Consider the following 20,732-nt stretch of genomic DNA (forward strand, 5'->3'; position numbering starts at 1 on the left):
CGAATCGGCAGGGAAGTTGCACAAATGACACCGGGCCGGTCGCGGGCCGTTCCGGAACCGTCCTGCGGTACAGACCATTGGTCCCGAATGGCGTACCCTGCGGCCCCATGGCAACAGTGCTCGTGGTCGAGGACGACCCCTTCGTACGCTCCGCCCTCATCCGGCACCTGGCCGCCTCCGGCCACGCGGTCCGCAGCGTCGGCACCGCGTTGGAAGCCCTCCGGGAGGTCGCCCAGGTCGGCTGCGACCTGGTGATCCTCGACCTCGGCCTGCCCGACCTGGACGGCAGCGAGGCGCTCAAGATGATCCGCGGACTGACCAACGTCCCGGTGATCATCTCGACCGCCCGGGACGACGAGGCGGAGATCGTCCGGCTGCTCAACGACGGCGCCGACGACTACCTGGTGAAACCTTTCTCCGTCGAACACCTGACGGCCCGGATGACCGCCGTGCTGCGCCGCTTCGGCGGCGGCACCGCCCCGGTCGCCCAGGTGCTCCGGGTCGGCGGACTGGCCATCGACGCCCAGCGGCGCGAAGCCGTCCTGGACGACCGGCCGCTGGACCTGACCCGGCGCGAGTTCGACCTGCTCGCCTTCCTGGCCGCCCGGCCCGGTGTCGTGGTGCCGCGCAAGGAGATCCTGGCCGAGGTCTGGCGGCAGACGTACGGCGGTGACCAGACCATCGACGTGCACCTGTCGTGGCTGCGCCGCAAGCTCGGCGAGACTGCCTCGAAACCGCGCTACCTGCACACCGTCCGGGGCGTCGGGGTCCGGCTGGAGGCCCCGGCGGCGGAGGCCGACGGCGGGGAGCCGACGTGAGCCGGAGCGGTCGGGGTGCCCGGGCGGACGGCGGTGCCCGTACCGACGGTGTCGCGCGGACCGACCGCGTCGCCCGTACCGACGGTGCCGTGCGGACCGGGAGCTCGCTGCGCCGGGCGCTGATCAAGGCGGCGGTGGCCGGCACCACGATGGTCGCGCTGGCCTTCCTGATCCCGCTCGGCCTGATGGTCCAGCAGACCGCCAGGGACCGCGCCTTCACCTCCGCCGAACGCCAGGCTGCCGCGCTCGGTCCGGCCCTGGCGATCACCACCGAGGAGGGCGCGATCACCCGCGCGCTGGCCAGTACCGACGCGGGAGCCCAGGAGAAGATGGCCGTCCACCTCCCGGTCACCGGCTCCGGCCCCGGCACCGTGGTCGGCCACGGCCGGGCCTCCGAGGTCGCGGTCGGCACCGCGGCCGGCCACGGCCAGTCCTTCATCGACCGGGCGCCCGGCGGCTTCGTCCTGCTGCAGCCCGTCGCGGTGGACGCCCAGCGGGTCGCGGTGGTCGAGGTGTACGTCGCCGGGGGTGACCTCACTCGGGGCGTGGGCACCGCCTGGCTGGTGCTCTCGCTGGTCGCGCTCGCCCTGGTCGCCATCTCGGTGCTGGTGGCCGACCGGATGGGCGCCCGGATCGTCGGCTCCGCCCGTCGGCTGGCCGCCGCCGCCCGCTCGCTCGGCAGCGGCAACCTCGCCGTCCGGGTCCCGGTCGAGGGGCGGGAGGCCGACGGTGCCCCCGAGGAACTCCAGGAGGCCGCCCTCGCCTTCAATGCGATGGCCGACCGGGTGGTCCACCTGCTGGTCGCCGAACGCGAACTCGCCGCCGACCTCTCGCACCGCCTGCGCACGCCCTTGACGGTCCTCCGGCTGAACACCGCCTCGCTGGGCACCGGCGACGCCGCCGACGCCACCAGGCACGCGGTCGCCCAGCTGGAGCGCGAGGTCGACCAGATCATCAGGACCGCCCGCCGCGCGCCCGAGGACATCCCCTCGGTGGCGTTCGGCTGCGACGCGGCCGAGGTGATCCGGGAGCGGGTCGGCTTCTGGTCCGCCCTCGCCGAGGACGAGGGCCGCCGCTGGCAGCTGGCCGGCGCGGAGGGCGCTGCACCCGTACCGGCCCAGCGTGGCGACCTCGCCGCGGCCGTGGACGCCCTGCTCGGCAACGTCTTCCGGCACACCGCCGTCGGTACCGCCTTCTCGGTTGACGTCCTGGTCACCGAGGGGTCGGTGATCGTCCTGGTCGGCGACGCGGGCCCCGGCTTCGCCGACCCCGACGCCGCCCTCCGCCGGGGCGAGGGCCAGGGCGGCGAGGGCTCCACCGGCCTCGGCCTGGACATCGTCCGCAAACTCGCCGAGACCACCGGCGGCGACCTCGCCCTCGGCCGCTCCGCCGTCCTCGGCGGCGCCGAACTCCGTCTCCGCCTGGAGACCCGGCCCACGCTGTCCACGTTGCCCCGGCTGTCGCGCAAGCGTCGTGGCTGAGGGGGCCCGTGCATAGCTGGTCAGGCACTTTAGCTTCCGGCCCCGGTGCGACAGCCGTGCACCTTGCAGAGCGTCCCTGGCCGAGCGTCTGCCTTAAGGGATCCCTAACGGAGGTGTTCGGGTGTCTGAGGCGGGGCCCCGGGCCGTCGGGGCGGCGCTAGCGTCGGCCCGGCCGGTGGCGTCGAGCGCCGGTTGACGGTCACTCAGCCGGAGGTCTCAGCCCATGACGAACCAGCCCACCCGCCGCTCCGGGCACCGCCGCCGCAGCCGCAAGGGCACGGTGATCGGCGCCACCTCGGTCGCCACCACGATCGTCGCGGGCGCGGCGGTAACCTTCGCCGCCACCGCCAGCGCCGCGACCCCGGGGGCGGTCTACAGCCGCACCAGCACCTGGGAGACCGGGTACACCGGCCAGTACCTGGTAACCAACCCGGACAGCACGGCCATCGATGGCTGGACTCTCAGCTTCGACCTCCCGGCCGGCGCCCGGATCGACAGCCTCTGGAACGCCACCTTCACCGCCACCGGCCAGCACGTCACCGTCAAGCCCCAGGACTGGAGCAAGCGGATAGAGCCGGGCAAGTCCCTGGACGTCGGCTTCGTGGTGCAGGGCACCGGCGCCGCCCAGGCCGAGCCCGCCAACTGCCTGATCAACGACGCCCCGTGCACGGCGGGCTCCACCACTCCGCCCACTCCTTCGGGGCGCCCGACCACGCCCGCCACCCCGACCCCGAGCGTCCCGCCGACCGCTACCCCCACTACCGCGAAGCCGACGGCGACACCGACCCCCACTCCCACTGCTTCGGCGACCCCGCCACCGCCCGTGGTGACGTCGAGTCACTTCGCCCCGTACGTGGATTCCTCGCTCTACCCGCCGTTCGATCTGGTCGCCACTGCGAAGGCGACCGGCGTGAAGAACTACACCCTCGCCTTCGTGGTCTCCGGCGGCGGCTGCACCCCGAAGTGGGGCGGCGTCAGCGACCTCGGCAGCGACGCGGTGGCCGCGCAGATCGGTGCGCTGCGGGCGATCGGCGGCGACGTACGGATCTCCTTCGGCGGTGCCAACGGCAGTGAACTGGCCACCGCCTGCTCCTCGGTGCCCGAGCTGACGGCCGCCTACCAGAAGGCCGTGGACGCGTACGGCGCCACCAAGGTGGACTTCGACGTCGAGGGCGGTGCCCTCGGTGACACCGCCGCGAACACCCGTCGCGCCCAGGCCGTCGCGCAGCTGCAAAAGAGCGCCGCTGCCAAGGGCAAGACCCTGGACGTCTCCTACACGCTGCCCGCGCTGCCCAGCGGGCTGACCCAGGACGGCGTGAACCTGGTTGGCAACGCCAAGTCCTACGGCGTGGCGATCGGCGCGGTGAACATCATGGCGATGGACTACGGCGACCGCGCGGCGCCGAACCCGCAGGGCCGGATGGGCAAGTACGCGATCGACGCGGCCACCGCGACCCAGGCGCAGCTCAAGAGCGTGCTCGGCCTGGCCGACGCGGCCGCCTGGGCCAAGGTCGCGGTCACGCCGATGATCGGCGTGAACGACGTGGCCAGCGAGGTCTTCACCGTGGCCGACGCCACCCAGCTCGCGGAGTTCGCCGGGACCAAGCACTTGGCCTGGCTGGCGATGTGGTCCGGCACCCGGGACAAGGCCTGCGCGGGTGGCGCCAAGCCGTACGCGGACGCCTCCTGCAGCAGCATCGTCCAGCAGCCGCTGGACTTCGCCCGGGCCCTCGGCGCCTACACCGGGTGACGGTCCGGCGGGGGTGTTCCTGACCAACGGGGGGTCAGGAGCACTCCCGACTGAGGCTCGCGGCAGCCGTCGGGCAGCCGTCGGGCAGCCGTCGGGCAGCCGTCGGGCAGCTGTCGGGCGGTGGGAGGGGTAGCGTCAGGTAGCGCGTTTCCGGTGGTCCGGTAAGGTCGCTAGCTGGTCTACCCGCGGACGGAGCTAACACGTGACAACGGCGCAAGAGCAGCGCAGGGCCTCTCAGGAGCCCGCCCCCGTTGCCCATGTCACACCCGGACGGCGTATCACCGTCGCCCTCGGCGCTCCCGTCCGGGCACTCCGGGAGGCTCCGCGCCGGCCACTGGCGATCGCCACGGCAGCGGCGCTGTTCTCGCTGCTGACGTACGCGGTGGTGCGCCACTTCGTCGGCACCTCGATGGTCGACATGATCGTCTACCGGGCCGAGGGCGCGGCCGTCGCGAACGGTCAGGACCTGTACGGGCTTCGGGTGACGGAGTGGAACCTCCCCGCCACGTACCCGCCGTTCGCGGCGATGCTGTTCGTGCCGACCACCTGGTTCGGCATCGGCTTCCTGCGAGTGGCGATCACGGTCGGCAACGTCGGGCTGCTGGCCCTTCTCGCGCACCTCTCCTTCAAGCTGGTCGGCTGGCCCCGCCGGGACCTGCGCGCGGTCGGCGTGGTGCTGGTGGCCGGGCTCGGCGTCTGGCTGGAACCGGTCTTCACCACGCTCCGGTACGGGCAGATCAACCTGGCGCTGGCCTGCCTGGTGCTCTGGGACCTGACCCGTGCGGACTCCCGCCGCTCCAAGGGCGTGGCGATCGGCATCGCGGCCGGGATAAAGCTCACCCCGGGCCTGTTCGCGGTCTACCTGCTGATCACCGGCCGGGTCAGGGCCGCTTTCGTGGCAGGCGCGACCTTCCTCGGCACCTTCCTGCTCGGCTGGCTGATCCTTCCCGACGCGACCTGGGGCTTCTGGACCAAGTACCTCTACGACTCCTCGCGGGTCGGCAAGACCGAGATCGTGGACAACCAGTCGATCAGCGGCGCGGTCGCCCGGCTGCTGCACACCACCCACCCGGGGGCCGTCGCCACGGCGGTCTCCGCCCTGATCGCGATCGCCGGGCTCGCCACGGCGGCCTGGGCGTTCCGCAGCGCCCGCTGGCTGCCCAGGGCCAACGCCTGGGGCGTCTGCTGCGCGGCCGTCACGGCGGTGCTGATCTCACCGATCAGCTGGACCCACCACTGGGTCTGGTGCGTGCCCGTGCTGGTGCTGCTCGCCGCGGAGGCGGCGCACGAGCGTTCCCGGCCGACGGCGATCCGGCGGCTGCGGTGGCGGCTGATCTTCGCTGCCACGCTGCTCGCCTTCCTCTCCTTCGGCATGTGGGTCGTTCCGCACAAGGGCGACCTGGACCTGCACCTGTCGCCGCTGGCCCAGCTGCCGGCGGCGGTCTACCCGCTCACCGGGCTGTGCTTCCTGGCGGTGGCTGCGGTGCGGATCCGCTCTCGGCGGCGGGCGGCGGGGGCACCGCTGGTCTGGCTGCCCCGGCAGCGGACTTCCGGCGGGTTGGGGGAGCGGGCGGGGCGGCGCTGAGAGGGGGGCGGCTCGCGTGAGTGTTCGCGTGAGCGTTCATGGTGAGGTGAACGTTCATAGTTAGGTGAACGTTTATGGTGGGGGTGGCGTTCGCTAGGGGGACAGCGTTCATGGTCGGGGCGATGTTCACGTCTGAGGTGGCGTTCATGCCTGCGTGAGCGTTCATGTTCCGGTGGGCGTTCACCCTGGGGTGGATGTTCCCGCCTGAGCCAACTTTCACGCCCGCGTTAATGTTCACGCGAGCAGTTCGGCCAGCGAGTGGTCCAGGTCCAGCGCCGCCAGTTCGGCGCCCGGCGGCACCAGGCGGTGCGCCCGCTCGAGCCACGCCGCCACGGCGGGCAGCGGTGCCTCGAGGAGGGCGTCGCCGGCCGGAGAGCTGAGCGCCATGCAGAGCACGCTGTGCCGTCCGGACCGGGTCGGCCAGATCCGCACGTCCCCCTGGCCACACGGCCGGAACGTTCCCTCGACCAGCAGCTCGCGGGCGAACACCCAGGTCACCGGGGTGCCGGTGTCCAGGTGGAAGGTGATGTGCACGGCGAACGGGTCGTGGCTGCCGTACGACAGCCGGGCCGGGACCGGGACGCTGCGCTCGGGCGACAGCACCAGGTTGAGGTCGAGTTCGTGCTCGATGACGCTCGTGGACCGCTCCATGACGGGGTTCCTCTCGGTGTGGTGGGGACCGCCTCCGTGCCCCTGCAGCAGGAGAGAGTGAGCTCCGGCGAAGCTCTTACACGCCTTCGCCCAAGGTCCTGGAATTGACCAACTGCCCGCCGTCGCGTCGTCTAGGTACTACCCTTTGTGACTGCTCGACGACTGTCCGCCCGCAGGCGGGTGCTGACCGGTCGTCCGCTCCACGGTGCTGCCAGGAAAGAGAACCCCATGACGGAACGGCCCTTCGCCGGTGACCTGGACACAGCCGTCGACCCGGCGCCGGGCTACTACCCCGACCCGTCCGTCCCCGGCTTCGTCCGCTACTGGGGTGGCTCCGCCTGGGTGCCGGGCACCAGCCGCCCGGCCCCGGCGGCCGGTGAATCGCTGGCCCCGCCCCGAGGGGTCACCCATCGGGCGGCCGCCACGTTCGCTCCGGTCGCACCGCCGCCCCGGCCGGTGGTCGGGTCGCCGGCGCGGGTGGAGCCCTCGCAGTCGTCCCCCGCCGTTCCTGTCGTCCCGCAGACGCGGACCGTCCCGCCGGTCCGGTCGGCCCCGCCGGCCCGGTCCGTCCTGGCGGCCGAGGAGACCGGACCGGTCTTCTTCGACCAGACTTCGGGCGGTGCGTCCTTCGTCCTGGCGCCGTATGCGGAACGGGAGTTGCAGCAGACCGTTCACGAGCCTCCCACTGCCACCGCGTGGCAGGCCGTGCCGACCCCGCAGCCCGAGGTGGTCTCCTGGGGCGCGCCTGCCGCGACCTTCGCCGAGCCGACGACCTTTCCCGAGCCGGCGACCCTGCCCGAACTGGCGCCGACGGTGACGCCGGTCGACGTGCAGGTGCCCGCTCCGGTGGTGGCCGCCGTGTCCAAGGCCGCCCCGAAGCCGACCGCCCCGAAGCCGACCGAGCCGAAGCCGGCTGTGCCGCGCCGGGCCGTCCCGCGGAAGCCGCCGGCCCCGCTCCCCGCCGGTCTCGGCCGTCGGGCGGTGGCCCGGCTGGTCGACACGGTGGCGCTCGCCGTCGTTGCCGTCGCGGCCGGTGTGCCGATGGTCAGCTCGGTGATCTCGCACATCGAGGCCAAGGTGGAACTGGCCAAGATGAATGCCGGGCATGACGGTCAGCTCGTACGGGTCTGGCTGGTGGACGGACTGGTGCTCGGTCGGCTGGCGGCGTTGCTCGGGGTCCTGGTGCTGGCCGCGCTGCTCTACGAGGTCCTGCCGGTCTCGCGGACCGGACAGACCTTCGGCAAGCGCCTGGTCGGCATCCGGGTCGCCGACATGACCCGCGCCGCTCTAGCGCCGACGGTCGGCCGGTCGGCGGTGCGGTGGCTGGTCCGGCAGGTGGCGCTGCTCACGGTGGTCGGCCTGTTGACGCCGCTGCGGGACCGTACCGCCCGGCGGGGCTGGCCGGACCGGGCGGCGCGGACCCGCGTGGTGCGCGCCTGACGGAGCCTCAGTGCGCCGAGAGGAACGAGCCTGATGGATCAAAACGGACTAAATATCCCAACATCGTAGTATCCGTGATGTTCTACTCGGATCATGAGCACCCATGACCCCTCGTCAGACCCCGCACCGGAGGGGGGCGACAAGCCCTCCTTCGACAAGCAGCCCCCGCAACCGGGCGGGCAGCAGGGTGCGCCGTCCGATCCGTACGGCGCACCGCCTCTGCACCCACCGGCGGCCGACCCCTACGGCACGCCGCCACCTCCCGGCCCGTACGGCGCACCCGGCGGCTATGACGGATCCCCGTACGGCGCGCCGCCCCCACCGCCCGCCTACGGTGCCCCGTACCAGACCGGCGCCGGCCCGGTCGCCGGGATGCCACCGTTGGGTGGCTGGGGCGCCCGGATCCTCGCCCGCCTGGTCGACTTCCTGCTGGTGCAGGCAGTTGCGGTGGTGGTGGTGCTTCCGTTCGCCCACCTCGACGACCAGGGCGGTTGGGTCGGTGCGGCCTGGCTCGGCTACGCCCTCTACCTGGTCTACGAGGGCATCATGCTCAGCCGGGACGGCCAGACCTTCGGCAAGAAACTGATGAAGATCCGGGTCGCGATGCTGGTCGACGGCAGCGCCCCGTCCGGGTCGGCCGCCTGGACCCGGGCTGCGACCTTCGTGCTCCCAGCCGTGATCTGCTGCGGCGGGCTGTGGTGGCCGGTGGACGGCCTGTTCGGCGTCTTCGACAAGCCGTACCGCCAGTGCCTCCATGACAAGGCCGCCAAGACCGTGGTCGTCTCGACGGCCTGACGGGGCGCCAGGGCGCGGCGGCCGGACGGCGGCATGCTGCGGCAGGCGATGAGGGCCCGCGAGTCGTACTTCGTGCGTTGGCTCGCGGGCTCGCGTGCGTTTCGTGGGCGCTCCGCCCGCTCAGCGCTGTGCCGCGTACTCCGGGGCGGTCGTCGGGCGGGGCTGCGGCCGGTGCCCGGCGGAGGTCCGACGCTGTGCCGCGACGGTCATCAGCAGTGCGGTCGCCAGGGTGCCGAGCGCCACCGAGAAGGCCACCAGTACGGCGATCTCGAACACCCCCCGCGACGCGGAGACGGCGAGCAGCACGGCGGCCGCGACCACCACGGTCAGGATGCCGGTGACGAGTTGGGCGATGGTGGGACGCGACATGACAGGACCGTCCTTCGCATGAGCCTTGCGCTGCCGGGGGAAGCCTTGCCTTACCAAGGTGTACCCAGCCTTCGGTCCGGACAAGTAGGCCTTCGGCCGAGAACGGGGGGCGCACGGGCTCACGCGCGCGCTCGGTACGGTGGGATCGAACAGCCGTAGTCATCTGGGGGAGTCCATGCCCGTGCCTGCCGACTGGCCCACCACCGAGGCCGAAGCCCTCGCCGTGCAGCAACGCCTGCGGGCCCTGGTCGAACCGTCCGGTCCCGGCCTGGCCCCCGACGCCCTGGTCGCGGGCGTGGACGTGGCCTACGACGACGACCGGGACGTGGTGGTCGCGGCGGCGGTCCTGCTCTCGCTGCCCACCCTGGCCGTCGTCGAGGAGACCACCGCGACCGGGCGGATCACCTTCCCGTACGTCCCCGGCCTCCTCGCCTTCCGCGAACTGCCCACCGTCCTGGACGCTTTGGCGGATCTCCGGCGCGCCCCGGACCTGGTGGTCTGCGACGGATACGGCCTGGCGCACCCGCGCCGCCTCGGTCTCGCCAGCCACCTGGGCGTACTCACCGGCCTGCGCACCCTCGGCGTCGCCAAGACGCCGTTCACCTTCGTGTTCGACCAGCCCGGGCCGGAACGCGGGGCCACCGCACCGCTGCTCGACCCCGATACCGGGGAGCAGGTCGGTGCCGCACTCCGCACCCGGGCGGGCACCAAGCCGGTCTTCGTCTCGGTCGGCCACCGCATCGGCCTTCCCGAATCCGTGGCCGTCACGCTGGACCTGACGGCCGGTTACCGCCAGCCCGAGACCACCCGCCGGGCCGACTCGCTCTGCCGCCGGGCGCTCGCGGCGGCCGTGTCCTGATTCGGTACCAATCGCTCTCGGAGCGTCACGTCGCCGTTCAGGCCGACGGCGGCATGTGTTAGACATGAGGGTTGTAAGCCCGTGCCCTCAAGGCCGGGTCGTACCGGAACAGTTGATACCAGGGCATACCAGTCCAGTCCTGGCTCCATGGGGGAGGACAGTCGTGAGCACGGGGAACGGCGGCGGTGCCGGCTACCGCGTCGAGGTCGACAACCTACGGGCGTTCGCGTCGCAGGTACGGGGACTGCTGGACGAGTTCCAGGCGCGGGCGGACGGCAGCCGGACACACGGACAGAGCGGGGTCGGGCGGGCGGCGTTCGGGACGTTTCCGGAGGCGCAGGCGCTGTTCGACAAGTACGAGACGATGCGGGACAGCCTTCGGGACGTCATGAACTTCCTCCAGGACGCCATTGACGAGGCCCAGCGTAAGGCGGAGCTCACCGCTCGGAACTACGAGGAGCAGGAGAGCGAGACCACCCGTGGTCTCAAGCTGAACTCCGACGGCTGGTCGGTGGGCAGCAACACGGCCACCACGCAGGTCGGTTACAGCTCGTCGTCATCGCGCCCCGGTGGCCCGAAGACGAGCCCCACTCCTCCCGTCGGAGCAACGCCGGCCGGCAGTGGCGAACCCCAGTCGACATGGTGAGCACCCCCCAACATCCAGGATTTTCCGGCGGACAGGAGGCACACTCGTGAGCGAATTCACCAACTTCGATGGCTACAGCCATGGCGATCTCCGCCGGATGGTCGGCGGCATGGACTCTGGCGGCATCATGTCCGCAGCCGATCCCTGGCGGCGTGCCAGTGACACCCTCAAGCAGATCCGGACGTCCCTGACCACTGCGTCGTCGGATGCCACCACGAGCTGGGAAGGTTCGACCAGCGAGGCGTTTCACACCAAGATGACCAAGCTGGCGACGAGTATCAACAATGTCGCCGCTTACGCCAACGATGCTGCCGTCACTCTCGAACTCATGTCGGGAGCCATTGACGAAGCCAAGCGCACTATGCCGGAGGAGCCAGGCTTCTGGTCCAAGGCTGCCGACGCTGTTGGTGACACCGCTGCGTCTGCCGCCGGTGCCGACAACGAGGACACCAGGACTACTGTCTCCGACGAGAAAAAGGCTCAGGCGGTTGCGGTGATGAACCTCCTGGCCACTCGGTACCGGACAGCGACCGAGTACCTGAAGCCGCCTTCCCGTGGGCGGGTTGAGGACTGGGACTCCATCCCTGCTCCGGACTCCACAGGCCCGGCGGCACTCAGCAGCCTGATCATGGGTGCTGGTGTCGGCTTTGCTGGTGCGAACAGCTCAGGTGGAGCGCCCGTCAAGTCGCGGTCCACCAGCTCGCTGGGTTCCACCGGAGCTCAGCCGCCGAAGAAGTTCCAGCCCAGTGGTCCCACCGATCCGGGCATCAAGGGTGGCACCGCGAATCCGCTCCCCAAGCCGCAGTCTCCAGGATCGTTCGGGCCGGGGACTGGAATCGATGGTGTTGTGGCGGCCCCGAGGCCGACCGGCAGCGCTCCCGGTTCGTCCGGGGGCCACAGCACTGGGCCGGGGGCTGGGACCGGGACGAGCGGCAACCTTGGTGGTACCGGAGTCGTCGGCGGTTCCTCGGGCGGGAGCGCGAGGGGTACATCAGCCGGATTCAACGGAACCAGGGGTACAACCAACTCCGAACTCCGGCGGGCGACCGCAGGATCGGCGGGGCGGGGCAGCGGCGCTTTCGGGTCCTCCGGGATGTCAGGTTCGGGCGCAGCGGGATCCGGCGCCAGTGGCGCCGCAGGTCGAGCAGGATCGAGTGCGGCCCGGCGTGCTGGTGGTACGGCAGGTGCGGTCGGTTCGGGGGGTACCGGTCGCGGATCCTTCACCGAGGGCGGATCGGGACTCGGACGTGGCCGTGGGCAGGTCGGTCAAGCTGCCGGCGCTTCGGGAGGCGGCATGGCGGGCGCTGCTCAGCAGGGCAAGAAGGACAAGGACAAGAACGGCAAGCGTCGTCCGGACTATCTCGTCGAGGACGAGGAAACCTGGGCAGTCGGGAATCCGACGAATCCGAACGTGGTGGAGTAGTCAGAGGTCGACCGGATGGGCAGGGGACGATTCCCTGCCCATTCGTAGAATCAGCAATGTTTCCAGCGAGTGGAGTGGCGAGGGTTGATGTCCAGTCGGCAGATTCGGGGAGCAGCAGTACTCGTTCTGGGCTCACTCCTATGGGGCACTGTCGCCGGACCAGCTGCTGCGGATGATATTCGCACGGGGCAGTGGGCTATTGAGAAGTTTGACGCCGAAGCCAAGGTCTGGCCTGTGAGCCAGGGCGAGAACATCATCGTGGCGGTCATCGACAGCGGCGTCGCAGCGGGCCACCAGGACCTCGCCGGCCAGATCCTCCCGGGCATCGATCTTTCCGGAGGGCAGGGCGACGGAAGGACCGACACGAATGGCCATGGGACGGCCATGGCGAGTTTGATCGCCGCCCGAGGGCATGGAAACAATGAAGGCGTGATCGGCCTTGCGCCCAAGGCCAAAATCCTTCCTGTCAAAATTGCGGTCACGGCTTCTGGGGACACGGGCCAAGGGGAGAAAGATCGGCTGGCCGAGGGAATTCGCTATGCTGTCGACCATGGCGCCAAGGTCATTAACATGTCCTTCACCGGTGGCGCCCTCGATGATGTCCGGCAAGCCATCAAGTACGCCATCGACAAGGATGTCGTACTGGTAGGTGGAGCCGGAAATCTTGGGAATCATGACACGCCGGTGAGCTACCCGGCGGCCGTACCCGGTGTCGTCGCCGTGGGCGCGGTCGACCGATCCGGGAAAGTCTGGGAGAAGTCGAACAAGGGCCCCGAGTTGACACTCGTGGCACCCGGGGTGGAGATCTATTCCGCCGACTTTGCCACGACGACCGGATATCACTCCGGGAGCGGCACGTCCGACGCGACCGCCTATGTTTCCGCGATCGCAGCGCTGGTGCGCTCGAAGTACCCGGAGCTGTCGGCGGGGCAGGTCATCAACCGGCTGATCAAATCGGCGGTGGTGCCCGCGGGGCAGAAGGTGCCGAACGACAGTTACGGCTACGGCATCGCTTCGCCGCAGAAGGCGCTGGCCGCCAACCCGGCCGTGGACAACGGGCCGAAGGAGAATCCGCTTCTGTCGCGGCCGGAGTCGCAGCGCCAGCCGGACGGCTCTTCCGCCGCGCCGCAGGCGTCCCCGTCGGCCGGTGGGGGCACGGGCTCCGGCTCGGTTGGTGGCAACCAGGCTGCGGAGCCCAAGAGCGAGGGTGGGATTCCGGTGTATGTCTGGGCCGGGGTCGGGCTGGTGGCGGTGCTGGTGGTGGGCGGCGTGATCGCGGTGGCTCGGCGGAACAAGGGGGGTGGCGGGGGTGGGCAGCCTCCGTACGGGGGGCCGCAGCCGCCGCAGCAGCAGTTCCCGCAGTATCCGCCGCAGCAGCCTCCGTACGGGAGCCAGCAGCAGTACCCGCCTCAGCCGGGTGGCGACAGTGGGGGCAATCCGTACCGGTGACACGCCCACGAACGGCGCACAATCCCGGCCGAGGGAGCGGCCCTTCGGGTACTGATGGCCAGTCAGTAAGCCATAGCACCCCGAAGGGCCGTCCTGTTATGCCTATGCGCAGCCGTCGTGTGAAGTCCGTCCTGCCCGTGCTCCTGCTCGCGTTGAGCCTCGCCTCGCCGGCTGCGGCGACGGGCAGTGTCAGTGTCAGCGAGGGGCACCCGCCAGCCAATGCCGAGGAGGCTAAGGTCTGTTCGGCGTTGCTGGGGTGGGCGCAGTCGATCGTCGGGTTGCCGGCCACGTCGGTCGACTCGAGTTGCAAGGTCAAGTAGCGGCGGGGGTCGGGGTGGCCGCCCGCCATTCGGTGGCCAGGGCGGCCATCAGGAGGGTGTCGTGCCACTTGCCGTCCCAGTGGTGGGACTGGCGGAGGCGGCCTTCGAGGCTGAAACCCGCTTTCTGGTAGACCCGTTGGGCACGGAGGTTGAAGTCGAAGACCTCCAGGTGGACGCGGTGCAGGCCGATCGCGGTAAAGGCGTGGTCGAGCAGCAGGCGGACGGCTTCGGTGCCGAGTCCCCGGCCGGTGGCGGTCGGGAGGAGGGCGATCAGGAGAGCGGCGGACCGGTTGTCGCGGTCCAGGTCCATCAGGGCGAGGTCGCCGAGGTAGCGGCCGTCGAGGCCCTCGACGGCGAGGTCCAGACGGTCGGGCTGGTCGGCGCGGGTGGCGCACCGGTGGTCGATCTCGGCGAGGGTGAACTCCCGTCGGGTGCCGGTGAGTCGGCGGTCCTCGGGGTCCTGGGTGGCGTGCCAGGAGTCCTCGGCGTGGCGGGGCGAGAGCGGGACCAGGCGGAGGCGATGGCCGGTCAGCGTGGGCTTCGGGAGCAGAGCGGCGTCGTTGATCACCTGGCAGTTCTACCGCCGGGCGGTGGGTCGATGCCACGGGAAAACGCGTTGCGGCCGCCGGGAGAATGGCGGCATGAGCACAGCGCCCCTGAACTGGACCGTGTCCCCGATCGCCGTCAACCACCCCGAGGCGGCTGCGGTCCTGTACGAGTACGTCGACGAGCTCGCCAGCCGCTACTACCGGCGTCCGGCGACCCCGGCGGAGATCGCGGCGACGCTGGGGGACGGGGCGGATCTGCGGGAGCCGCACGGGACCCTGCTGCTGGCCTGGGACGGGGCGGTACCCGTGGGCTGCGTGGGGCTGCGCTGGCAGGGGGCGGGGCTGGCGGAGGGCGACGCGGAGCTGACCCGGATGTTCGTCCGCCAGGCGGCCCGTCGAGGTGGAGCGGGGGCCCGACTGGTCGGTGCGGCAGAGGAGTTGGCCCGGGCGCGCGGGGCGGGTCTGGTCAGGTTGAACAGCAGGAAGGACCTGGTGGAGGCCCTCGCGCTGTACCGTCGCCTGGGATACCAGCCGGTCGAGCCGTACGGGGACGACCCGTACGCCGAGGTCTGGTTCGCGAAGGCGCTCGGCTGAGGAGGGGAGGTCAAGGGATGCGGAGAGTCTCTCGAGAGGGGGGAGACGCAGAGGGAACGGGGGAATACAGCTGGCCGGGAGCAGCTGCACGGGGGCAGACTGCGTGGGTGATCATTCGTGAGGCGACCGAGGCCGACTGGCCCGCCATCTGGCCCTTCCTACACCGGATCGTCGCGGCCGGCGACACCTTCACCTGGCCCCGGGACATCTCCGAGGAGTTGGCCCGGGAGATCTGGATGAAGCGGCCGCCGGGCCGGACGGTGGTCGCGGTGGCGGAGGACGGCACGGTGCTGGGCAGCGCCGAGACGCACCCCAACCAGATGGGCCCCGGGTCGCACATCGCCAACGCCGGTTTCATGGTGGACGAGGCGCACGCGGGCCGCGGGGTCGGCCGGGCGCTCTGCGCGCACGTGATCGAGCAGGCCCGTGCGGACGGCTACCGGGCGATCCAGTACAACGCGGTGGCGTCGAGCAACTCCCGTGCGGTGGCGCTCTGGAAGTCGTTCGGGTTCACCGTGCTGGCGGCCGTCCCGGAGGGGTTCCTCCACCCGGAGCTGGGCTACGTCGACCTGCTGGTGATGTACCTCCCGCTGACGGAGACGGAGGCAGCAGTGGAGGCCGGCGCCGGTGCCGAGCCGCCCGTCCGCTGAGCTGGCGGTATCTCAGCGGTGGCTGGCCGTTCCGCCCCTGGCCGGGGGCGGTGCGGGCCAGCATCCTGGAGGCATGATCACTCCTGACACCAAGGACTGGACCTGGGTCCTCCACCGCCCCTGCCCCGACTGCGGCCTCGACACGCCGGCCGTCGTGCGCGAGGAGGTCGCGGGACTACTGCGGGCCAACGCCACTGCCTGGGTGGACCTGTTGACCGAACGCCCCGAGGCGGAACTGCGCCGTCGGCCCGCACCCGAGGTGTGGTCCGACCTCGAGTACGCGTGCCATGTCCGGGACGTCTTCCGGCTGTTCGACGTCCGGCTCCGGTTGATGCTCGACCAGGACGGTCCGCTCTTCCCGAACTGGAACCAGGACGAGACGGCCGTCACCGAACGGTACGGCGAGCAGGATCCGGCCCTGGTGGCAGCCGAACTGCTGCCTGCGGCAGACACCTTGGCGCGCGCCTTCGAAGCGGTGGGTGGGGCGCGGTGGCAGCGTACGGGCGTCCGCAGCGACGGCGCCAGGTTCACTGTCGAGTCGTTCGCCCGGTACCTGATCCACGACCCGGTGCACCACCTGTACGACGTCACGCGCTGACCGCCTACCAGGCCCAGGCGGGCAGTCCGTGCGGTACGGCCTCGGCGAGTACCTGCGCCGGGCCCGTCCCGGCCCGGACGGTGAGGACGAACCGGCGCTGCTCCGAGCCGCCCACCCGGGTGGGCTCGAAGGCCAGGTGCGCGAACGGCGCGGTGGGGGTGGAGGCGGCCGCCAGGCGGGCCAACTCGGCCTCCACCCTGGCCCATTCCTCGGCCGGTACGTACTGCCGCATGACCGAGTGCCAGACCACGGTGAGCGCCTCCTCGGCCACGGAGACCGGGCCGAGGAAGTCGGCAGCACCGATCCGCTCGACCTTCACCGGGTGCTCGGCCGCCAGGGCCAGCGCGCCGTCCAACCGGGCGGCCCGCTCCGGGCGGTCGGCCCAGACGTACGCGCGCAGCGCGAGCGCGCCCTCGGGCGAGAGCGGGTCGATCGGGGTCAGGTCGCAGCCGCGCCGCTCGGTGAACTCCAGCTCAGGCAGCGGCCGGTCGAGCGGAAACACCGGGTCGCCGCGCCAGGCGTCGGTCAGCCGGACGGGTGACCCGGCCGGGCCGTGCGCGCCGCCGGACCACTCGCAGCGGAACCGGTCGGCCAGCAGGTTGAGGCCGGCACTGGCCCCGAGTTCGAACAGCCGGACGGGACGTGGGGTGTCCGCCAGCAGGTGCAGCAGTCCGGCGATCAGCAGGTTGGCGCGGCCGGTCTCGTTGGTCTGCGGGGGCCTGGTGAGCCAGCTCCTGACCCAGTCCAGGTGGTCGGCGACGGTGGTGCGGAAGGCCGTCCAGGCGCCCCCGGGAACGGGCAGGGTGAACCGGCCGCCGGCGCTCGGGTAGTAGGCCGCCAGGTCGGGTGCCCGGCCGGTCAGCACCAGGGCGTGCACCCCGCCGAGCAGCCGCAGCGCGATCGCATCGGGACCGGGGGCGTCCTCGTGCCCCACGACGGCCGCCGCGCACGGGCCTCCCGAGGCCACGTCCAGCGCCGCGCGGCGGAGCAGGAACTCGTAGAGCGGTGAACCGAGTTCACCGCAGGCATCGGCCTGCCGGTCGATCATCGCCGCGGCGTGGGGGAGTGGCACCGGCGGGCTCCTCGGGTCGGGTGACCACCCGTCAGGGGGCGGTGATCCCATCATTCGCCCGTCCGGAGCCGTGGTGAAGGCGCCACCGGGGTGACAACGATCACCGGGCGGCGTCAGCCCTTCCGGGGTGACAGCGGCCCTCGGCGGCGTCAGCCTGTCTGGATCACCAGTCGGCCACGTCGCGGAGCGCGTGGCGGAGCTGGCTGGCCACGTTCGCCGTGTCGGTGCCGACCGTGTCGGCGATCTCGGGGGTGGCCAGGCCGACCACGTAGTGCAGGATGGCGAGGTCCTCGTCGGCGGCGGTGATCCGCTGCGTCGGCACCCGGGCCGGGTCGAACCGGGAGGAGACGGTGGCCCGCAGGATCCGCCAGGCCGCCGCCGTGGGGTTGGGGCTGCCCAGGATCTCGGCCCAGCTCGCCGCCATCGCCGCGAAGGCCTCCTCCACCACGGACGCGGCCAGCCCGCTCTCGCGGAACCAGACCCGGGCGTAGCTCAGGTACCGGGGGTGGTGCAGCTCGCGGAAGGCAATGAACTCCACGGAGGCGAGCGGGTCATGACGGTTTGTCACATCAGCCTCTCGGTCCGGGGGGTGGCGGGTAACGGGCGGTCGGTGCTCACTCTAGGGCCTTGGTTGGCTGCTTTGAGTGACAAGTCCCATCAGCTGCCCGGGAAGGGTGTGATTGAGCCGTTGTGTGACGGTGTGTCAGTTGCGGGTGCTGCGCACCTGGTCAGGGTGGGTAGTACGGCAGTGGCTGCAAGGGAGTTGATGTGCCACCGTACATCCATGGAGCCGCACGGACACTCGCACGGGCACCCGAACGTGGACCATCACCCGCACGGGCCGGGGCGCCGACTGGTCCATCTGCTCCGGCCGCACTCGCACGATGCCGTAGACCGGCTCGACAGCACCCTGGAGTCCTCCGCGGCGGGCCTGCGCACGCTCTGGATCTCGCTGGTGGTACTGGCGGTCACGGCGGGCGTGCAGGGGGCGGTGACGGCGCTCTCCGGTTCGGTCGCGCTGCTTGGCGACACCGTGCACAACTTCGCCGACGCGTTGACGGCGGTGCCGCTCGGGCTGGCCTTCCTGCTCGGCCGCCGGGCGGCCAACCGCCGCTACCCGTACGGCTACGGCCGCGCCGAGGACCTGGCGGGCGTGGCGGTGGTGGCGGTGGTCGCCGTCTCGGCGGTGTTCGCGACGGTCACCGCAGTGCACCGGCTGCTCCACCCGGAGCCGGTCGGCCGGCTCTGGGCGGTGGCCGGAGCGGCGCTGGTCGGCTGCCTGGGCAACGAGTGGGTGGCCCGCTACCGGATCGGCACCGGACGGCGGATCGGCTCCGCCGCACTGGTCGCCGACGGCCTGCACGCGCGGACGGACGGGCTGGCCTCGCTGGCGGTCCTGCTCGGCGCCGCGGGCAGCGCGGCCGGCTGGCGTTCGGCCGATCCGGTGGTCGGGCTGGTGATCGCGGGGGCGATCCTGCTGGTGCTGTGGAGCTCCGCCCGGGAGGTCGGGCGGCGGCTGATGGACGGTGTCGATCCGGCGCTGCTGGACGTGGCGGAGCGGGAGTTGCGGGCGGTCCAGGGCGTGCGGGGAGTCGGGGCGCTGCGGCTGAGGTGGATCGGGCACTCGCTGCGGGCCGAGGCGGAGGTGCTGATCGACGGCAGCCTCACCGTGGCGGCGGGGCACCAGGTCGCGCAGGCTGCCGAACGGTCCCTGGTGCGGGCAGTTCCCGGGCTCCGGGCGGCGACGGTTCACCTGACGCCCTGTACGGTGACCCGGCCGGCCGCGGTTCCCGGGCTCGGGGAGCCGCGGGGAGGTCTGACGCCCGGGTAGGTGCTTCGCCCGGGTACGTGCCCGCACTTCCTCAGGTGCGGCGGATCAGCAGAGTCCCGAGCCCCGCGTCAGGAGCTGTGGTCGGGCTGTTCGGGTCTGTGGCGGGCGCGCCTGGCAGCTGCTCCGGCGGCGGTGGCAGCGGCGGCCGCTGCGGCGGTGGCGGACGCGCGGCGGTTGGGCTGCTCGGGGATGCCGGCGCCCCCTGCGGCCTCCCGGGCTTCGAGGTAGGCGTGCACGGCGGCGATGCCGTAGACCGGCTGGATGAGTTGGTTGCCCTTGAAAAAAGGCCGGGCCGGGGCGAAGCCGGCGGCTATCACCAGATCGCGGATCTCGGCTATCTCCTCCTCGGTCCGCGCGGTGAAGCGGACTTCCCAGCCCTTCTTGTACGTGTGGCCGTCGTCGCCGCTGCGCCGGGCCAGGTCCGGCTGGCGGACGTAGCCGGGGAGGCGACCGAGGCGCAGTTGAGCAGCGCGCAGGGCGGCGGATTCGTCACGTGGCATGAGGTGATGTTAGGCAATCCTGAAGGTCCGCTGTGACCCCCGGACGGCGGGGGCGCGTATGGCGCTGGTCACTCTCGGTCAGCCGGTGCAGGTGGCGGGCCTGTGGTGCTCCGGGGCGGCCGGCCGACCGCCGGGCGGAAAATCGGATGGTACAGGCCAAGTCCGATCGATTCCGGCATTCGGCCGAACGTCCATTGGTCCGAATGGGTGAGGGTATGAGGACTTTAGTGCGGGGGAGTCCCGGTTTCGCGACGGTTGGGTAACGGTGCGTCAGGTCGTGGGTGCGGAGCGGGGCCGGATGGGGAGGGTTGTCGGCATGAGCAGCTACCAGATTCCCTCGCAGTCGCCCTCCCTCGAGGAGTTGGCGCGCCGTCAGCAGAACGTGGTCACCGCCAGCCAGCTCCGGGCCAGTGGGGTGCCGACCCGGGTGGTCAGCGGTCACTGTCGGGAGGGCGGGCCGTGGCAGCGGCTGCTGCCCCGGGTCTACCTGTTGCAGGAGGGCGAGCCGACGCCGGAGCAGCGGATGTGGGCCGCGCTGCTGTACGCGGCGCAGAACGGGCGGGAGGAGGGCCGTCGGGACGGCGCGGTGATCACCGGCGCGGCGGCGCTCGCACTGTACGGATTCAGCTCCGCGCCCCGACTGCCCGCGGTGACCGGCGTCGAGGTGCTGGTGCCCCGGCAGCGTCGGCTCAAGGACGCCGGTGAGGTCCGGATCCGGCGTACGGAGCGGGAGTTGGTGGCCCGGTCGGTGCACGGGCTGGCCTGTGCCCCGGTGGCCAGGGCGGTGGCCGACACGCTGCGGGAGTGGACCGACGCGGGTGTCTTCGACACCGGCGAGGTGCCGACCCGGCAGCTCAGGGCGGTGCTCCGGGAGGCGCTGGCGAAGACCGAACCCGGCTGCACGCTCAAGGAGTTGCTGGCCGAGCTCCGGGAGGCCGGCCTGCTCGGCGAGGAGCGGGTGCGGGCCGCGGTCGACGAACTGCTGGCGGCGGAGCGGGAGTCGGTACTCGGCCGGATCGGCGACCTGGTGGACGAGTGGCTGCTGCCCGCCCCGCTGGCCGGCCCCGAGCTGCGGATGCCCGGCGGCACCTTCGTGGCCGTACCGGACCTGTACTGGCCGGCCGCCGGGGTCGCGGTGGAGGTGGACTCGGAGCTGCGTTGCGTCAGCGAGGGCGAGGCGGCCTGGGTGCGGGGCGGCCAGCACCGGATGGAGTACCTGGGGGTCCGGGTGGTGTACGTGTCGGGGGCTCGGCTCGCCGCGGAGCCGGACGCGGTCGGTGGCGAGCTGCGGGAGGCGTTCCTGGCGGGCGGCACCGACGTGGTCGAGCTGATGGTCGCCGGCCATGGGTGAAC

At 71.7% G+C, this 20,732-nt stretch carries 21 protein-coding genes; 15 read left to right on the forward strand and 6 right to left on the reverse strand.

What is annotated here, in order from left to right; translation table 11 throughout:
* Positions 1-107 precede the first annotated feature (107 nt).
* The 4 genes from ACKUU6_RS20975 (at position 108) to ACKUU6_RS20990 (ending at position 5,634) form a co-directional block, all read left to right on the forward strand.
* The gene (locus ACKUU6_RS20975; RefSeq protein ID WP_407990096.1) at positions 108-818 is read left to right on the forward strand and encodes a response regulator transcription factor; all 711 of its coding nucleotides are present in this window, start codon (positions 108-110) and stop codon (positions 816-818) included.
* A 107-nt stretch (positions 819-925) separates the two neighbouring features.
* Positions 926-2,299, forward strand: coding sequence for a sensor histidine kinase (locus tag ACKUU6_RS20980; protein ID WP_407992187.1), 1,374 nt, complete (start codon positions 926-928; stop codon positions 2,297-2,299).
* A 223-nt stretch (positions 2,300-2,522) separates the two neighbouring features.
* Complete coding sequence (locus ACKUU6_RS20985; protein ID WP_407990097.1) at positions 2,523-4,049, forward strand: cellulose binding domain-containing protein; 1,527 nt, start codon at positions 2,523-2,525, stop codon at positions 4,047-4,049.
* A 202-nt stretch (positions 4,050-4,251) separates the two neighbouring features.
* The gene (locus tag ACKUU6_RS20990; protein ID WP_407990098.1) at positions 4,252-5,634 is read left to right on the forward strand and encodes a glycosyltransferase 87 family protein; all 1,383 of its coding nucleotides are present in this window, start codon (positions 4,252-4,254) and stop codon (positions 5,632-5,634) included.
* Positions 5,635-5,868: 234 nt separating this feature from the next.
* Here the strand turns inward: ACKUU6_RS20990 and ACKUU6_RS20995 are convergent, their stop codons facing one another.
* Positions 5,869-6,285, reverse strand: a complete 417-nt coding sequence (locus ACKUU6_RS20995; protein ID WP_407990099.1) for an SsgA family sporulation/cell division regulator — start codon at positions 6,283-6,285, stop codon at positions 5,869-5,871.
* Between the two features lie 228 nt (positions 6,286-6,513).
* Between ACKUU6_RS20995 and ACKUU6_RS21000 the strand changes: the two genes are divergently transcribed.
* The gene (locus ACKUU6_RS21000; protein ID WP_407990100.1) at positions 6,514-7,725 is read left to right on the forward strand and encodes an RDD family protein; all 1,212 of its coding nucleotides are present in this window, start codon (positions 6,514-6,516) and stop codon (positions 7,723-7,725) included.
* 93 nt (positions 7,726-7,818) lie between these two features.
* A complete protein-coding gene (locus tag ACKUU6_RS21005; RefSeq protein ID WP_407990101.1) occupies positions 7,819-8,520 on the forward strand; it encodes an RDD family protein in 702 nt (233 codons plus the stop codon).
* 120 nt (positions 8,521-8,640) lie between these two features.
* On the opposite strand, the gene ACKUU6_RS21010 is transcribed toward ACKUU6_RS21005, so the two are convergent.
* A complete protein-coding gene (locus ACKUU6_RS21010) occupies positions 8,641-8,889 on the reverse strand; it encodes a hypothetical protein (protein ID WP_407990102.1) in 249 nt (82 codons plus the stop codon).
* Positions 8,890-9,064: 175 nt separating this feature from the next.
* Between ACKUU6_RS21010 and ACKUU6_RS21015 the strand changes: the two genes are divergently transcribed.
* From ACKUU6_RS21015 to mycP, 4 genes are all read left to right on the forward strand, one after another.
* Complete coding sequence (locus ACKUU6_RS21015; RefSeq protein ID WP_407990103.1) at positions 9,065-9,748, forward strand: endonuclease V; 684 nt, start codon at positions 9,065-9,067, stop codon at positions 9,746-9,748.
* A 163-nt stretch (positions 9,749-9,911) separates the two neighbouring features.
* The gene (locus ACKUU6_RS21020; RefSeq protein WP_407990104.1) at positions 9,912-10,394 is read left to right on the forward strand and encodes a hypothetical protein; all 483 of its coding nucleotides are present in this window, start codon (positions 9,912-9,914) and stop codon (positions 10,392-10,394) included.
* A 46-nt stretch (positions 10,395-10,440) separates the two neighbouring features.
* Positions 10,441-11,817, forward strand: a complete 1,377-nt coding sequence (locus ACKUU6_RS21025; RefSeq protein WP_407990105.1) for a WXG100 family type VII secretion target — start codon at positions 10,441-10,443, stop codon at positions 11,815-11,817.
* Positions 11,818-11,904: 87 nt separating this feature from the next.
* Positions 11,905-13,266, forward strand: a complete 1,362-nt coding sequence (gene mycP, locus ACKUU6_RS21030) for a type VII secretion-associated serine protease mycosin (protein WP_407990106.1) — start codon at positions 11,905-11,907, stop codon at positions 13,264-13,266.
* 312 nt (positions 13,267-13,578) lie between these two features.
* Here the strand turns inward: mycP and ACKUU6_RS21035 are convergent, their stop codons facing one another.
* Positions 13,579-14,154, reverse strand: coding sequence for a GNAT family N-acetyltransferase (locus ACKUU6_RS21035; protein WP_407990107.1), 576 nt, complete (start codon positions 14,152-14,154; stop codon positions 13,579-13,581).
* A gap of 73 nt (positions 14,155-14,227) precedes the next feature.
* On the opposite strand from ACKUU6_RS21035, the gene ACKUU6_RS21040 reads away from it, so the two are divergent.
* From ACKUU6_RS21040 to ACKUU6_RS21050, 3 genes are all read left to right on the forward strand, one after another.
* Positions 14,228-14,728, forward strand: coding sequence for a GNAT family N-acetyltransferase (locus ACKUU6_RS21040; RefSeq protein ID WP_407990108.1), 501 nt, complete (start codon positions 14,228-14,230; stop codon positions 14,726-14,728).
* 107 nt (positions 14,729-14,835) lie between these two features.
* Positions 14,836-15,378 carry a GNAT family N-acetyltransferase gene (locus ACKUU6_RS21045; RefSeq protein ID WP_407990109.1) on the forward strand — a complete coding sequence of 181 codons (543 nt, stop codon included), beginning with the start codon at positions 14,836-14,838 and terminating at the stop codon, positions 15,376-15,378.
* Positions 15,379-15,451: 73 nt separating this feature from the next.
* Complete coding sequence (locus ACKUU6_RS21050) at positions 15,452-15,976, forward strand: DinB family protein (RefSeq protein ID WP_407990110.1); 525 nt, start codon at positions 15,452-15,454, stop codon at positions 15,974-15,976.
* Positions 15,977-15,980: 4 nt separating this feature from the next.
* Here ACKUU6_RS21050 and ACKUU6_RS21055 read toward each other — a convergent pair whose 3' ends face one another.
* Both ACKUU6_RS21055 and ACKUU6_RS21060 read right to left on the reverse strand, forming a co-directional pair.
* On the reverse strand, positions 15,981-17,048 hold the full coding sequence (locus ACKUU6_RS21055) for a DUF2332 domain-containing protein (RefSeq protein WP_407990111.1): 1,068 nt from the start codon (positions 17,046-17,048) through the stop codon (positions 15,981-15,983).
* A gap of 163 nt (positions 17,049-17,211) precedes the next feature.
* Positions 17,212-17,616, reverse strand: coding sequence for a hypothetical protein (locus ACKUU6_RS21060; RefSeq protein ID WP_407990112.1), 405 nt, complete (start codon positions 17,614-17,616; stop codon positions 17,212-17,214).
* Positions 17,617-17,832: 216 nt separating this feature from the next.
* On the opposite strand from ACKUU6_RS21060, the gene ACKUU6_RS21065 reads away from it, so the two are divergent.
* Positions 17,833-18,879: a cation diffusion facilitator family transporter gene (locus tag ACKUU6_RS21065; RefSeq protein WP_407990113.1), complete on the forward strand. Its 1,047-nt coding sequence runs from the start codon at positions 17,833-17,835 to the stop codon at positions 18,877-18,879.
* A gap of 68 nt (positions 18,880-18,947) precedes the next feature.
* On the opposite strand, the gene ACKUU6_RS21070 is transcribed toward ACKUU6_RS21065, so the two are convergent.
* Positions 18,948-19,379 carry a hypothetical protein gene (locus ACKUU6_RS21070; protein ID WP_407990114.1) on the reverse strand — a complete coding sequence of 144 codons (432 nt, stop codon included), beginning with the start codon at positions 19,377-19,379 and terminating at the stop codon, positions 18,948-18,950.
* A gap of 316 nt (positions 19,380-19,695) precedes the next feature.
* Here ACKUU6_RS21070 and ACKUU6_RS21075 point away from each other — a divergent pair, with 316 nt between their 5' ends.
* Positions 19,696-20,730, forward strand: a complete 1,035-nt coding sequence (locus ACKUU6_RS21075; protein ID WP_407990115.1) for a hypothetical protein — start codon at positions 19,696-19,698, stop codon at positions 20,728-20,730.
* The last annotated feature ends 2 nt before the right edge of the window (positions 20,731-20,732 follow it).

Source organism: Kitasatospora sp. CMC57 (genome assembly GCF_045866025.2).
Taxonomy (GTDB): Bacteria; Actinomycetota; Actinomycetes; order Streptomycetales; family Streptomycetaceae; genus Kitasatospora.